This window comes from Thermogemmatispora carboxidivorans, from assembly GCF_000702505.1.
In the GTDB taxonomy this organism is placed as follows: domain Bacteria; phylum Chloroflexota; class Ktedonobacteria; order Ktedonobacterales; family Ktedonobacteraceae; genus Thermogemmatispora; species Thermogemmatispora carboxidivorans.
The window spans coordinates 3,373,388-3,388,376 of sequence record NZ_JNIM01000001.1; the positions used below are offsets into that span (position 1 = coordinate 3,373,388).

Consider the following 14,989-nt stretch of genomic DNA (forward strand, 5'->3'; position numbering starts at 1 on the left):
AGAGCAGCGAGCACAGGAGGGCCAGACAGCAGACGGGCCGACAGCCGGGGGTGTCCCTTCCTCGCAGGGAAATGCAACAGGCTGTCGACCCACCTGTCAGCAGATGAGGCCTGGAGAGCGCACTCGCCACCACCATCACCACCCCTGTCTAGCTTCTCCTCAGCAGCTCAACAGAGGAGAAGCCAACGGGCCAGAGGGGCAGAGGCTGAACGGACGTGGCAGCGTCGCCTCAGCCACTGCCGCCCTTGATTGATCTGAGCGACTAACGTTCGCCAACCCTAGTAGCCAGCGGTCTGCTCAAAAGCCTGGGCAATCACCTGGTAGCCCTTGTCCTTTGCATGGATGTCGTGGAAGACACTGCACATCCAGGTATAGCTACAGATGTTGTTATTGGGGACAGCAGCCCCCCCAAAGGCAGAAAAGACATCGACGAGCACGCCAAAGCCCTGGACATCGCTCGCCAGATGCTCATTGAGCTGCTGAGTATAGGGCACTGTGTTGGGGCAGATGTTCTGATAGGGATTGTAATAGTTCATCACGAGCAAATCGCCCGTCACCTGCCCGTTCACCGTCAGAGCCGCCCGCAGCTGGGGCAGAATCACCTGGCGCAGATTATAGTCCAGCGTCTGCAAGGCACTCGTGCTGCCGGTGGTATCGATCGCACAGGTCTGCGAGTTCAGATAAGGCAGGACATCATTGGCCCCGATGTCCAGGGTCACAGGGCTGACCTGGCCCGGATGGGCCCGCAGGAAATTGAGGGCAGCATTCAGCTGCGAACCAACGTAGGGATACTTGCGCAGGAGGGGAAAAGGACATTTGCCGTTGAGGAAGGTGACGCTGGTCTCGCCCGGACAGGCCAGGTTGACCATGTTGGTTGTGCCATGCGCCTTCAGATCCTGGAAAAAGTAGTTGCTGTAGCCATGCGTGAAGTCAAGGTCAGGCTGGAAGCCGAAAGCGAGGGAGTTTCCCAGGACAAGGTAGTACTTCTTTGGACCGACCAGCTTCACGCCCTGGGCCTGAGCTGCACGCACATCAGGGGCAAGAATAAAGAGGAGTAGCACGGTCAGGACGAAGGGTAGCACCAGGCGGCAGCAGGAAGGTATGCGTTTACCCATACATGACCCCCTTTGGTGTCAGGGCTAACGTTGCAGCAAGCAGTGAGGAAAAGCACACACCCCTGTTACATAGTATACAATCTGAAACAAAATAATACAAGACATTACATGGTAAAACAACTGTTTGTTCTCTGGCAGGCAGCGACAGCGCCAGCCGAGAGGCAGGCAGGGGCGGCCCTCGGCGCAGCGGGTTCGGCCAGACCTTGACCCGGGCCGTCTTCTCAGCTATAGTCTTCAGAGAAAGCAAGCGGCAGGTCTCGGCGAAGCCAGACTGGGCAGGAGCAAGAGACCGGGTCGCGCTCTTTTTCTTCCCCCAGTCGATGGGGAGAGCTTGAGGTTATGAGACAGGAAAGGCGGGTATGGAGCAGACGCAGCAGACGGAACAAATGCAGCAGCAGGGCCGCTCGCCGCGCGTTTTAGCTATTCAACAGATCTGGGATGACCCTCCCGGCTCCCTTGGCGAGATCCTCGCGGAGCACGGCATCGCCTGCGATACTGTGCACGCCGAGCGGGGTCCCCTGCCGAATCATCTCGGCGACTACAGTGCTCTCCTTGTGCTGGGCGGCCCTCAGCACGTGGGCGAGGAAGAGCGCTACCCCTATCTCCTCCAGGAGCAGGCCCTGATTCGCCAGGCAGTTGAGCAGGACATTCCCTTCCTCGGTATTTGCCTGGGAGGACAATTGCTTGCGAATGTACTGGGAGCGGAGGTCAAACGACACGATTTTGTGGAACTGGGCTTCTACCAGGTAGAATTGACCGAGGCCGGGCAGCGCGACCCGCTCTTTAAGGGATTGCCGGGCTATCAGCAGGTGATCCACTGGCATGAGGATGTCTTCGGACTGCCTGCAGGCGCCGTGCTGTTGGCTACCAGCCCGTCCACGCCTCATCAGGCTTTCCGCTATGGGCGCTGCGCTTACGGGTTGCAGTACCATATTGAGCTGACGCCCGCGATGCTGGACACGTGGCTCTATACCCCTGACTATCGCGAGGAAATCATCTCGCTCCTGGGTCCAGACGCTATCGAGCGTCTGGAGCAGGAACGTGCCCGCTTCTATCTGCTCTACCGCCAGCATACGCGCCTGGTTTTTGAAAACTTTCTGCGCCTGGCCGGGCTTCTGCCAGGGCCTCCTGCTGTGAGCGAGCAGGGCCGGTAGTTGGTGCGTTTCTGTCTCGTATTTGCGTAAGCAGTTGACCAGACAGGGATGGCATACTATAATTAGCGTAAGCGCGATCAAGGGACAATTTCCCTCGCTATTCCTCGCCTGGCGGGGTTGGATGTTTTCCTCGCCCACTGCGAGGGATCGGTCGCCGTTTATCGGCACGGCCAGGCCCCGAGCAGAGCTAGCCTGTCGCGCGGCACTCCAGGTCCAGAGCCCGTGCCAGGTGGCGACTCAAGCGCGCAGTCAAGCACGCTACTATACCTGTACCAGGCGTGTCCTGTCCTGGTCTGTATTGCTATGTCAAGACCAAGCCGTGGAGTGGAGCTGAAGGAGTCATTGATTACAATGCCGCATGCAAGAGGCCGCCGGCGTCAGGCCAGCGTCGCCTCTGAACCATCTCGCTTTGTCTTTTCTGCCTGTAGCATCCCCTGTGAGAGGCACCCAGAGCATAACGAGGATAGCTTTATCTCTGATGCTTCAACCGGCCTGGCCGCTGTCTTCGATGGCGTCGGCGGCAGCGCCGCCGGTGAAATCGCCGCCCGCATCGCAGCCCGCTGTACGCATCAGGGCTGGAAAACAGTGATGCGCCGCCTGCAACAGCGTTACCCCAGCGGCCTCTTGCTGGATCAGCAGGGAGACCACCATCAAGAACTTGGCCGCTACTTACGCGAGGTGCTGGAAGAAGCTGACGAGCTGATCCGCACGGAAGGCGCCCAGCTGGCCGGAACCGACGACCTGGCGACAACAGTCGCTCTCGGCGTCTTTTGCCCCCTCTCTAATGCCCCCGGCGCCTTGCTCTTCTATGCCCACGTCGGCGACAGCCGCATCTATCTGCTCCGACCCGGCGAACCCCTCCGCCGCCTGACAACCGACGACGGCCTGCTGGGAAAGCTGGTGGAAAATAAGGTGCTCAGGGATAGCGATGCTCTGCGCATCGATCAGGCGATGCGCTTCGAGGATCTCTCGGATCTAGAGCTGAACTACTTCCGCTGGCGCGGCGGCATTACTCAGGCCCTCGGTGGCCCTCTCCCCCCGACTATTCACGTGGACCAGACGACGATTGCTCCAGGCGACCGCGTGCTCTTCTGCACCGACGGCATCCACGATAATTTGACCGATGAGGAGATCGCAACTTTGCTCAAGGCTGGCCCCCGCTCTTCGGTGGCTCGTCTCCTGGTTGAACGCTCGCTAGAACGCTCGCGCGAGGAGCGCCATATGACGATTCGGGCGAAACCCGATGACATCACCGCCGTTGTTGTGACCTGTCGCTTCTAGATCTTCTCTTGGAAGGATAACCACCTCTTCTCTCGCTGTACACGAGCAGCTTCCCCCAAAAAGTACCAGACGTATTTGTCAATGTGCCTATCAATTGCGCCGGTATGCTACACTGTTCCCTGTTTCAAGGCTTTCTAGTAAGATCGAGAGCTGCTGCTCAGCATGAGAAGAGATCGGCTGACGTTCAAGGTGATCAGTCTCTTTGTGCTGCTGTTGTTGCTGCCCGCCTGCGCGAGCAGTGGAAGCAGCAGCAGTCGCTCTCAGCCTGAACGCGACGCGGTCCACGCCCCTCTCGGCAGTGGAGCCCTCACCAATTTGGAGCGACTGGCAACGCCAACACCCACGGTGCTGATTCCCAGTCAGCATCTCACCCCCACGCCTCGACCCACCGCTACGAGGGCAAGCGGCACCCAGGCAACCCCCCTGGCCAGTGCTTCCGCTCCCTATGGCCCCCCTCCTCCTCTCACAGATCTGGAGCAATACCTGACTCAAAAGCTCTTCGAGCAGATCAACAGCGATCGAGCAGCTCAGGGCCTCTACCCCTATACCTGGAACGCGACGTTAGCTGCTGGCGCCCGCTTGCATAGTTGGAATATGTACCACTGTGGCTTTAGTCACACCTGCCCCGATGGCCTGCCTCAGTGTACACGCATCGCCAATGAAGGCTTCAGCTTCAGCGATTGCGGCGAGAATATCGGTCTGGCCGGCCCCTCCAATCCTGCCTGGACCAATGTCTATCAGGTCCAGGAAAGCATGGCGAATGAGCCGGCGACGGGCTGGCACCACATCCATCTCTTTAGCACGACATTACACCGCGTGGGAATCGGGGTCTACGTCGATCCTTCGGGCTGGGTCTGGTTCACAGAGGACTTCGTTAGCTAGGGCTGACTCGAACCTGTCTTGCAGGGCCTGGGGCTGAAGTCCGGCAGACGAGAGCCAGCGGTGGACCGCTTTCCGTCTTTCCTCCTTCCCCTCCTCCGCTTTCGCCTTCCCTTGTGACTGCCGCGGAGCAGGCAGAGCAGCGACCTCTTGCCGGCTGCAGCCCTCCTGTATGGTCCGGTCCCTCTCTGCCTGCTCCCTGCTTCTCTTCTATCCCTGCGTGCCAGCGGCCTGGGCCTGGCTGGCCGCATCCTCCTCTTCGATGAGCTGGGCCTCAATCTGAATGTCGATGCGGTCGCTGACAAGCCAGCCGCCAGCTTCAAGGGCCACATTCCAGTTGAGTCCCCAGTCTTTGCGGTTGAGCGAGGTGGTGGCCGTGAAGCCCAGGCGCCTCTTGCCTTGCCAGTCACGCGAGCGGCCTTCCAGAGTGACATCGAGGACAATGGGCCGGGTGACACCCCGAATGGTGAGGTCACCGTAGAGCTTGCCGCTGGTGTCGCTGAGGGGTTCAAGGCGCGCGCTGGTGAAGGTGATGGTGGGGTAATGCTCCACATCGAGGAAGTCGGCAGATTTGAGATGGGCGTCGCGTTGCGGCTGGTTACTATCAAGACTGGTAGCCTCAATTTCGACGGCGACCCGCGTCGCTTCGGGATGGGCCTCGTCAAACTCAATGGTTCCCGACCATTGCTTGAAGCGACCCCGCACGGTGGTGATCATCATGTGCTTGGCACTGAATTCGATGCTGGTGTGCGCCGGGTCGATGCGCCAGGGCATGGCTGGCCTCCCCTTCTCAAAGAAGAACAGCTAACAACTCAATAATAGTTACTAATATTAGTATAGTAACTACGGAAAAGTATAGAGAAAGGCGAGGTCTTTGTCAAGATGGAGTGTGGAAGTCATTGGCTGGGGCTTGCCGGGCGACAGTTGGCGGGCTATCATGAGGAGCAGAGCAGAAGAGAGAGTAGGCTGAGGGCTTCAGCCGGCGAGCATGAGAAGGAAAGGGCCGGGTGCCGATGATTCCGCGCGATGATTTTACGCCGCATGGCTATCTAGACAATCCTTTCCATAGTTGGAAGCTGAATCCGAGCGGTGTGCTTCGCAGTCGTCCGCCGCTTGGCATGGGCTGGCACGTCCCCAACCTGGGCAGCTATGTGCGCAACCAGTTTCAATACAGTGCTCACCTGAATATTGGGCTGCGCCTCGACGATGACCTCTTGCTGATTACGCCGGAAGATTTCCAGCGTCAGGGCTGCGCCCTCAATAGTCCTCTCCATACGAAGAATCGCTTCGCCTACAATTGTATTGTCCCATCACACAATCTGCTGGTACACGCTGTCTACTTTCTGGTTGAGGAGCACGTGCTTGGCTGCTTACTTTCGTTGACGGCCACTGGTGAGTCGAGACTGCGCGTGACCTGCTACGTCCAGCACGAGCACACGCACAATCCCTTTACAAGTCGTCTATGGGAGCACGGTCTCTACGGGCGCGCCCTGCCTGGTGGCAATCTGGCCATGTTAGGCATAGCCAGCGAGGGTGACGTCTTCATTCACGGTTGGGTAGCTGTCGACGATGGTTCTGCGCCGCAGCCAGGGAAGGCAATCTACACCGTCTCTCAGGTCGAACTGGCCGCTCAACTACGTGGGGCGGCAGTGGCCCCTCCAACGGTGACGCAGGCGGACCCCGAGACGGGCTGGCAGGTGCGCACGCTGACGCTGCCCTGCACCGTGGAGCTGACGGCAGATGGTGAGGAGCGCCGCCTGCTGCTCTTGCTGGCGCGCGGGGTCTCGCTTGACCAGAGCTACCGCCGCTGGCGCGAGGCTCAGGCGAACTTCCAAGCGGCCTTGAGGGAGCGAGAGCAAGAGGACGAGGCATTCTGGACACGGGCGCCCCAGCTGTCGGGCGACTGGCCAGCGACCTGGCGCCGCGGCTTCGTCTATGATCAGGAAACCTTGCGCATGGTGATTCGCCCTCCCTGCGGTCTGCTCAAGGGTGCCTGGGACGGCATGCAAGTTCAGGCTCCGCGTCTGGTCTTGGCCGAGGCCGCCCTGGATGCGCTGGCTCTCAGTTACGCGGCGCCCGAGTTGGCTGAGGAGGTGCTCTTGACCCACTTTACGGAGGCTCCCCACGCCAATCTTCCCTGTATGCGTGAGGACGGTAGCTACAATATGGTAGCCGACGATGGGCAGATCTGCGGGACCGCTCCGGAGTGGGGCTATCCCCTCTATTGCTGCGATCTGCTCTTCCGACGCAGCGGTAACCGGACCTGGCTCCGGCGCCTCTATCCCGCTGCCGCCGCCTATCTGCGCTGGTGGCTGGAGCACCGCCGTGATGCCGACGGCTGGCTGGTCTACGCCTGCTCCTGGGAGAGCGGTCAGGATGTGTCGAGCCGCTTTGGACCGCAGCAAACCGGGGGGACGCTTATTCAGCATGTGCGCCCGGTGGATCTGCAGGCCAGCATGGCTCAGAGCGCAGCCATTGTGGCACGCTGGGCCACGCTCCTGGCTCAAGAGGAGGTGGATGGGTCAGGCCAGGCCTCTGCCGGCCCGCTTCTCAGCCGCGAGGAGTGGCAGGCTGAGGCCTCCTGGTGGCAAGCCATCGCCGATGAATTCACGGTCAAGACGCGGCGTATGTGGCAGCGTGGCTGGTTCCGAGACTACGACTCCCAACGCCAACAATGGTCGAGCGAACGGGACGCCATGCACCTGGCTCCCGTCTTTTGTGGCGTGGCTGGCTGGGGTCAGAGCGAGCAGCTGCAGGAAGCCCTGCGCCATCCTCCTACTCACAGCGGAGGCTGGGCTCCCCTCTGCTGGCCCCCAGTGGCATTGACCGTCATCGGTGCCGCTGACGCTGCCGGCCAGCCAGAGGTGGCCGCCGAACTCGCCGCCCAGTTCATCGCTGACGGCTACCGCCATCTCGACCGGCGCACCTTCAGCCCCGAAGAAGGTTTACCAGGGGTCACTCGCGAATATCGCCAGGTGCGCTGGCACGGCACCGCGCCAGAGTACGTCACGGCTGGCATTGAAGGCTACGGCTGGGGCGCCTTGGGCCTGCATCTCTTGCTACGCTACCTCTTCGGTCTGCGCGAAGAAGAGGCGGGTCAGCTTACAGTGCAACCCATGCTGCCCCGCGCTCTGCGCCAACCCGGCAGCCGCTATCACGTGGGCCCGATCCAGTGGGGTTCCTTCGCGCTGCAGGCTGCCTGCTCTGTGGTCGATGACCATCACTACCACTTTGACCTGACGGCGAGCGAGGACCGCGGCACCGCCGCGCACTGGGAGTGGGAAGGACGCTGGGGAGAGGGTCGCCTCATCCAGCTCAGTTCTTCCTGACTCCCTTGCTCTCTGGCCCTGGCGAGACCCCGCGCGGACAGTCGCCTGCTGCCGCCACTAGACCTCTGCTTCCTGCAGCAGGGCCTCAAACTCAGTGCGATTGAGATGCTCCCGCTCCAGCAGCGTCGCGGCCAGCCGATGCAGCTGATCACAATGCGTGCTCAAGATCGAGCGAGCCAGCTCGCGGCCCTCGCTCAGAATGCGCTGCACCTCGGCATCGATGAGAGCGGCCAGCGAGGTACTGATCGCGCCGAAGCCACGCCCCAGACCGGTCCCCGCAGCCTGCACCCGCGCCAGGGTCGCTGTTGCAGCATAAGCCGGCAGCAAGTGAGCGCTGGCCGATGCCGATCCCAACGGGGACCCATCCAGGGTCAGCGCCGCCCCTGTCGCTTGTGCGGAGACCGCTGACAGCACGGGACTGGCCTCCTCGGCAGCGTAATCGGCGAAAATTACTCCGACCTGCTCGCTCATCCCCCAGCGAGTGACCATGCGACGCGCCAGATCCGTCACCACCTGCAGGTCGTTCTCAGCGCCCGTCGTCACATGTTCGGGACCAAAGATCAGCTCCTCAGCGACCCGTCCTCCCAGACCAACAGCGATGCGCGCCATCAGCCGCTCACGGCTATAGTTGTAGCGATCCTCTTCGGAGACAAACTGAGTTACACCCAGACTCTGACCCCGCGGCAGAATCGTTACGCAATTGACGCGGTCTGCCTCCGGCAGATGGTAGGCGACCAGGGCATGGCCCCCTTCGTGATAGGCGATCACACGCCGCTCCCGCTCGCTCATCACGAGCGGACGCAAAATTCCGAGCTGGACCCGGGCCAGCGCTTCTTCAAAGCAGGTCTGGGTCACCGCCTCCAGGTCGCGGCGCGCAGCAATCAGCGCCGCCTCATTGACCAGATTGGCCAGGTCAGCCCCACTCATGCCCGTCGTCAGGCGCGCCAGACGCTCCAGATCGACATCCTCATCCAGCGGCGTTTGACGGGTATGAACCGCCAGAATGGCCTGCCGCCCGGCCCGATCGGGTAGGGAGACCGTAATAGTGCGGTCAAAACGCCCCGGACGCAGCAAGGCGCGATCCAGAATATCCACCCGGTTGGTGGCCGCCAGCACGATCACCGCTTCACGCTCGCTAAAACCATCCAGCTCGACCAGCAACTGGTTGAGGGTCTGATCACGCTCCTCATTGCTGAAGACGCGCGCCCCTCGCTTGCGCCCGACAGCATCAATCTCATCAATGAAGATGACACACGGGGCCGACTTGCGAGCTTCGGCAAAGAGGTCGCGCACTCGACTGGCACCAACGCCAACAAACATCTCCACAAATTCGGAGGCGCTGATGCTGAAGAAAGGAACTCCAGCCTCGCCCGCAACCGCTTTCGCGAGCAGCGTTTTGCCCGTCCCCGGTGGCCCAACCAGGAGGGCACCCCGTGGGATGCGAGCCCCCAGGCGCTTGAAACGCTCCGGCGAGCGCAGGAACTCAACAATTTCTTCTAGCTCGGCACGCACCTCATCGATGCCAGCGACATCGGCAAAGGTAACTGGGGGAGCCGTTTTCACTCGCGCCTGCCCCATACGCCCCGCCAGGCCATTGTTTCCTCCACCACTGACCTCGGCCAGCGAGCCGCCATTGCTCCCCCGGGCCGGGCCTTCCGTCTTGCGCTCCGCCGTGCCCGGCTGCTTTTCGAAACGGCGCGCCCGGCTCCGACTCATACGCGCGATGCGCTCGTCGAGAGCACGCAGCGGGCGCGGATTGCGCAGCGAGAAAGTCATTAGAGTGAGAACCAGCCCAATGACGACAATGGGCAACAGGTGCCAAAGCAGCTGCAGCCATAAAGGATTAGAGGCCGGGGGTAATATCGTCACAAAAACATGTTTCTCATTCAGAAGAGGCATGAGCAGAGGATCTCCCTCAGCAGGCAGGCGCGTATAGAGCTGCCGGGCAGGATCGAAAGTCTGCGCCTGCGTCTGGGCACCGGCCCAAGTCGAATAATTGGCGCTGGCACTGATCGAGCGGCTCCAGGCTCTCGCCTCGGTCGCCAGAGCTTGCGAGGAAGGGGACTGCCCGGCAGGCGTTGAAGCAGAGGCCAGCAAGCCATACATCGAGCGATCTTGCAGCACGACTGCCAGCACCTTGCCCGCCTTGACCTGGTTCACGAAAGCGCTATAGCTCAACACCGTCACGCCGCTCGGTGCCGTGCTGGTCGTCGGCGGCTGGAGCTGGCTGGCCAATCCAAAGAGCAGCAGGACTAAAGCCAGCACAAGGGCCCCCGTCAACAGCCCACTGCGCCGCGCCTGTATCCATGACAGCCATTTCAGCCGATTGCTTCTCCTACTCCTCACACCATTGCGCCGCCATGCCCGTTGCCACCAGCGCGCATGGCGACCACCCTTTTCTTCCATTCCTTCACCTCACCTGAGAAAGGCCCGCAAGCAATCAAATGAGGATCTTTTGCAGAAGATGCTCGCAGCCTTCCGTGTCCTTCATAGTTCATTTCATGTCTGCCAATGTTTCAATTGCTATGTTACGCCTTTTTCTTTCCTGCCATGAGTATAATGCAGGGAAGAGGCCAACCCGTCCAGGAGATGAAGACCGTATGAGTGCTCTCGCCCTATGTCGGACACGTGAAGATTGTACTGCTTCTCCCCGCCTTCCTCAGAGAGGTGGTGGATCTTTAGTACTTTCTTCTTAGTGAATATTATAGCAAATCGTTTCTCTCCTTGCCATTACGTATCAAGATGTCTCTTTACTCTCGCTTACTGGGGCATCGGCCCCCCTTGGAAGCCCTTGGGCCCGCGGCTCGCACCTGGGGGCCAGCTTATCTGCTTCCTACTCCGGCCCCAGAGAGCAGGCCAGGTACTCTCTGGTCCTTCCTCTCTTTTTCGTTATAAACGAGCCAGCCAGGGACCTCTGGTATCTGGAAAATTTCTCCTTCGGTCCATCAGGAGGAGGATCGTCCCATCGCCAACCACTCTGCCCTGTCTATTTCTGGCGCAGCGTCTCCTTGCATGGGATAGAATCAGAAGCGCCGCTCCCTTGTGCGTATGCGGGCTGGTCAAAGGCGGCCAGAGTGAACAGGAGCGCAGGCGCACAAGTGAGCAAGCTCCCTGGCTGGTTATGCCAGGAATCACTCTGATAGGCCAGGAAAGAGAAGGAGACATCTGGAACCATGAAAGCGATCCGCATCAACGAAACTGGCGGACCAGAGGTCTTGCATTTGGAAGAGATGGAGACGCCGCAGCCGCGGCAGGGCGAAGTGTTGATCAAAGTGGCGGCTGCCGGGGTAAATTATGCCGATCTGGCTCAGCGTCAGGGCACCTACCTGACACGCACACGCACGCCAACCACGCTCGGCTTCGAGGTTGCTGGCACAGTGGTGGCTCTGGGTGAGGGCGTCACCGCACCTGCCCCGGGCACGCGCGTGGCCGCCTTTGCCACTGGTGGCTACGCTGAATATGCCACTGCCAGGGCTGAGACGGTCTTTCCGATTCCGGAGTCCCTCGATTTCGTGCGGGCTGCCGCCCTGCCGGTCCAGGGGGTGACCGCTTATCAGCTGCTGCACGATTCAGCTCGCCTGCAAGCGGGTGAAAGCGTGCTGGTGCACGCTGCTGCTGGAGGCGTAGGCACCTTTGCTGTGCAACTCGCCCATCTGCTGGGAGCTGGCCAGGTCATTGGCACGGCGAGCAGCGAGGAAAAACTGGAGTATATCCGGCGCCTGGGAGCCGATTGGGCCATCAACTACAGCCAGGAGAACTGGACGGAGCAGGTCAAGCAGGCCACGGGCGGGCGTGGCGTCGATGTGCTGCTCGAGATGGTCGGTGGCTCGATTGCGGAGCAGAGTCTGCGGTGTCTGGCCCCCTTTGGCCGGATGGTCGTCTTTGGGGCTGCCAGCGGACAGATCGTTCAGTTCAGTGGTATCCAGCTGATGTATAAAAACCAGGAGATTATCGGCTACTGGCTGAGTGCCTGGCTCAGCCGTCCACAGCAGATTGCTTTCGCGATGCAGGAGCTGACTCGCTACCTGGCTGCTGGTCAGCTGACGATCTTTGTCGGGCAGACATTTCCCCTTGAAGAAGCCGCTAACGCCCACCGGGCTATTGCTGAGCGACGTACCACCGGGAAAGTTGTCCTGACAGTAGAACCTCTGTAACCCTGCTGCGAATCCTTCCTACGGAGGAACGCTTTCTACTTGATGAACAGCGGCCCTGGCTTTGGAGACCTTCTTTCCCGTCCGCCGCCAGGGCCGCTTGGGCCAGTCTTTGCAACACTGGAGCCTGCCAGGCGTTTCTACTAATGGTGGCCTCAGTCGCTCGCGCTGAGCATTGGCTCTCGTCGAGCAATCAAACAAGCAAACAATCCAGCCTCCGGCTGCCACTCAGGGGACCTGACCAGGGCAGCGCTCCTTGCAGGCAATGGTGGCCGCCGGAGAGCCTCACCAGGCTGGCCATTCACTTCATCACTGGGAAGCAGGAACAGAGGTCTAGAGGATGGACGCCTTCCAGTTCGGCCAATGGTTTAGTAAACGACGGCGCCTCTGCGGCTGGCACAGTCAGCGTGCCTTGATCGAGACGATCCGCCAGGACCCGGCACTGCGCGCCCTCGGCATCTCCGAGGATTTTCTGGCGCGGCTGGAGGCCGGCCATCTCCACTATCCTTTCCGCGGGAAGACCCGGCAGCGCGTTCTTGCCTTGGCTGCCCTGCTCTGTCGAACCCCGCGGGATGTGCAGCTCTATCAACGGGCCGCCGGCCTGCACGATCTCAGTCCCCAGGAAACGGAGCTGCTGGCTACCCTCACCGAGCAATTGGGAGGACCCTCCTCGCCAGGCCTCGTGTTGCTCCCTCCCCGTCCTACTCGCTTGATTGGCCGCCAGCGCGAGCTGCAGCATCTTCTCCATGCTCTCCGCGATGAGGGGCCAGGCATCTATATCATCAGCGGCATGCCCGGCGTCGGTAAGAGCGCCCTCGCCGCCGAGCTGGCCCATTCACTGGCCACTGATGCCAACCGCTACCGGCGCTGTTTCCCCGATGGCATCGTGGCCCTGAGCGCGCGGGGTTACCAGGGCCTGCCCGGCCTTCGCGCCCTGTTGCAACGCCTGCTCGCTCTTCTCAGCATGAGCCAGCGCCAGCCAGAGCAGGCTAGTGGGGCGCTCGCGCTCCCTTCGGGGCCGACGTTGGGCCAGACCAGCTGTTCCGAGGCCGAGATGACTGCCCTGCTCGACCAGGTGCGCACACGACTCGCAGGGAAGCGCGCGCTGCTCTTGCTGGATGATTTGGATTCGCCGTTCCCGTTGTGGCAGGCCGCTGAGGCCCTGCTGACCTGCAGTAGCCATCAGGGGGAGCGCCTGAGCGCGAGCTACGAGTATCTCACCGGTAGCAGTATGCTGGTCATCAGTCGTATCATGCCGTCTGCGACTGCTTTGCCCACCCATCACTACCATCTGGAGCCGCTGGCTCCGGCGGATGCCCTCTCCCTCTTCTTGACTCTCCTGGGTCGCAGTACCTCGGCCTTGAGCGCCAGCGAGCTGCTGGCTGCAGAGCAGATCTGCGGCGCCGTCGGCGGCCTCCCACGCGCCATCGAGCTGGCCGCTACGGCGGTCGGCGCCGGGATCTCCTGCGAGCTGCTGGCTGAGCGCCTCTCACTCCATCCGCTTGATGCTCTGCTGGATAGCGAGGGTGAGCTACGTCGCCTGATTGCCGAGGCACTGGCCACGCTGCCCCAGGAGACAAGAGAGCTACTGCTGCAGCTTGTCCCACTGCTGGCCAGACCCTTTAGCCTGGCTGAGGCGGCTGACTGGCAACAACGCTGTACAGGGACGAGCCCAAGCGGTGGACCCCAGTCTGGTCAGACGTTCAGCGCCGAGCCTGCCAGTTCACCACAACGCACGCTGGCCAGCACTGCCGCCCACCTGGCGCGTCTGGTGCGCAGCTCGCTGCTCGATCTTCATTCAGAGATGGAGAACAAAGCAGCGAGCTGCGATGGCCCCCAAGAGCAACGCTATCGGGTCCATCCCTTGCTACGCGCCTATGTCCAGGAAGAGCAGCAGCGTCAGCAGGCCGCTTTGTTGACCCTCGCCACCGAGCAGCAACACAACATCCCGGTCTTAAAGAAGCACCAGGCCGAGCTACTTCTGACCCTTTCTCAGGCGTACCAGAGTGGTCAGGATAGGATCTTTCTCCAGCTGCTGCAGGCGCTACTCGGTCTGCTCGCGCATGTCCCGCTGAGCGAGAGCGAGCCGCTTCTGCTGCGTGGTATTGAGGTCAGCCAGCGCTTAGGAGACCTGTTCTCGCTCTCCTGCTTCCTCCAGCGTCTCGGCGCTCTCCACTTCTATCACGGCCATTTGCAGCAGGCCCATCAGCGCTTCGAGGAGAGCCTCCAGGTGGCCCAGCAAGCTCTTCAGGCGGGGCAGCCGCTGCCCGCCCTCAAGCAGGGCAGCCATCCCCGTAGCTACCTGGCCCGCTCCCGCTTTTATCAGGCCGCCCTGGCCAGTAGCGAAGGGGATCTGGCACTTGCGCAGCGTTATATTAATATTTTTCTCCGCATCTGTCAGGAGTGCGGCGACGTGCGCGGCACGATTGAAGCACTGAAGCTGCAGGGACGTTATGCCTATCGTCAGAGCCGCCAGCAAGAGGCCACACAGGCGCTGCGCCACGCCAGGCATCTCTCGCTCTCTCAGGAGCAGCAGCTCACCCTTCCCTATGACCGTGCGCTGCGCCTGGAGATCCAGCTTCTGCTCTGCCACACGCAAGGCGACCAGAGCGGGGCGCGGACCACGCTTGAGCAGCTGATCGCTCTGGCCAGCGATTACCTTGATCCTTACTTTGTTCCGGCTCTCGTCCTCGACGAGGCCGACTTTGCCTGGCGACAGGGAGCCTGGGAGCAGGCGCATCTCTATGCCCTGCGCGCCATCCAGGAGGCTGACCGCCTCGGGGCCAGCTTCCTCTACCAGAAGGGCCTGACCCTGCTCCAACGTCTCACAGGCGATGAAACACGGCTGGCCACCAGACCGACACACCCGCTGCAACAGGGCGATTAAGGCCAGAGTGCAGGGCATTCAGGCAGACAAGCAGGTTAAAGCCCAAAACGCAGGCGGCTGCTAAGGAGCCTGGCCCTCGCTGGTGCCTGCGAGGGGTCGCGCTCCTCAGCAGCCGACTCCAAGTCTTACTATAGGCGACGCGAGCGCGGCCTGCAGCAGAAATGCCGCTCGCCAACGCGGAAAGGGCGCGTAA

The 14,989-nt window shown here is 61.3% G+C and carries 9 protein-coding genes; 6 read left to right on the plus strand and 3 right to left on the minus strand.

The genetic code is table 11. The features are described 5' to 3' along the window. Positions 1-278 precede the first annotated feature (278 nt). Entirely contained in the window at positions 279-1,115 is an 837-nt protein-coding gene (locus tag N688_RS13240; RefSeq protein WP_052889721.1) for an SGNH/GDSL hydrolase family protein, read from the minus strand. A 359-nt stretch (positions 1,116-1,474) separates the two neighbouring features. Between N688_RS13240 and N688_RS13245 the strand changes: the two genes are divergently transcribed. From N688_RS13245 to N688_RS13255, 3 genes are all read left to right on the plus strand, one after another. Next, positions 1,475-2,269 (plus strand): type 1 glutamine amidotransferase, encoded by a 795-nt coding sequence (locus N688_RS13245; protein WP_052889722.1) that lies wholly within the window; start codon positions 1,475-1,477, stop codon positions 2,267-2,269. Between the two features lie 351 nt (positions 2,270-2,620). Continuing rightward, positions 2,621-3,550, plus strand: coding sequence for a PP2C family protein-serine/threonine phosphatase (locus tag N688_RS13250; protein ID WP_052889723.1), 930 nt, complete (start codon positions 2,621-2,623; stop codon positions 3,548-3,550). Positions 3,551-3,712: 162 nt separating this feature from the next. Further along, complete coding sequence (locus N688_RS13255; protein ID WP_052889724.1) at positions 3,713-4,432, plus strand: CAP domain-containing protein; 720 nt, start codon at positions 3,713-3,715, stop codon at positions 4,430-4,432. 207 nt (positions 4,433-4,639) lie between these two features. Here the strand turns inward: N688_RS13255 and N688_RS13260 are convergent, their stop codons facing one another. Beyond that, positions 4,640-5,203 (minus strand): YceI family protein, encoded by a 564-nt coding sequence (locus N688_RS13260; protein WP_052889725.1) that lies wholly within the window; start codon positions 5,201-5,203, stop codon positions 4,640-4,642. A gap of 239 nt (positions 5,204-5,442) precedes the next feature. Between N688_RS13260 and N688_RS13265 the strand changes: the two genes are divergently transcribed. Beyond that, entirely contained in the window at positions 5,443-7,758 is a 2,316-nt protein-coding gene (locus tag N688_RS13265; RefSeq protein ID WP_052889726.1) for an MGH1-like glycoside hydrolase domain-containing protein, read from the plus strand. A 57-nt stretch (positions 7,759-7,815) separates the two neighbouring features. On the opposite strand, the gene ftsH is transcribed toward N688_RS13265, so the two are convergent. Next, the gene (gene ftsH / locus N688_RS23795) at positions 7,816-10,164 is read right to left on the minus strand and encodes an ATP-dependent zinc metalloprotease FtsH (protein WP_156025417.1); all 2,349 of its coding nucleotides are present in this window, start codon (positions 10,162-10,164) and stop codon (positions 7,816-7,818) included. Positions 10,165-10,931: 767 nt separating this feature from the next. Here ftsH and N688_RS13280 point away from each other — a divergent pair. After that, complete coding sequence (locus tag N688_RS13280; protein WP_052889729.1) at positions 10,932-11,912, plus strand: quinone oxidoreductase family protein; 981 nt, start codon at positions 10,932-10,934, stop codon at positions 11,910-11,912. Between the two features lie 337 nt (positions 11,913-12,249). Continuing rightward, positions 12,250-14,796, plus strand: a complete 2,547-nt coding sequence (locus N688_RS13285; RefSeq protein ID WP_052889730.1) for an ATP-binding protein — start codon at positions 12,250-12,252, stop codon at positions 14,794-14,796. The last annotated feature ends 193 nt before the right edge of the window (positions 14,797-14,989 follow it).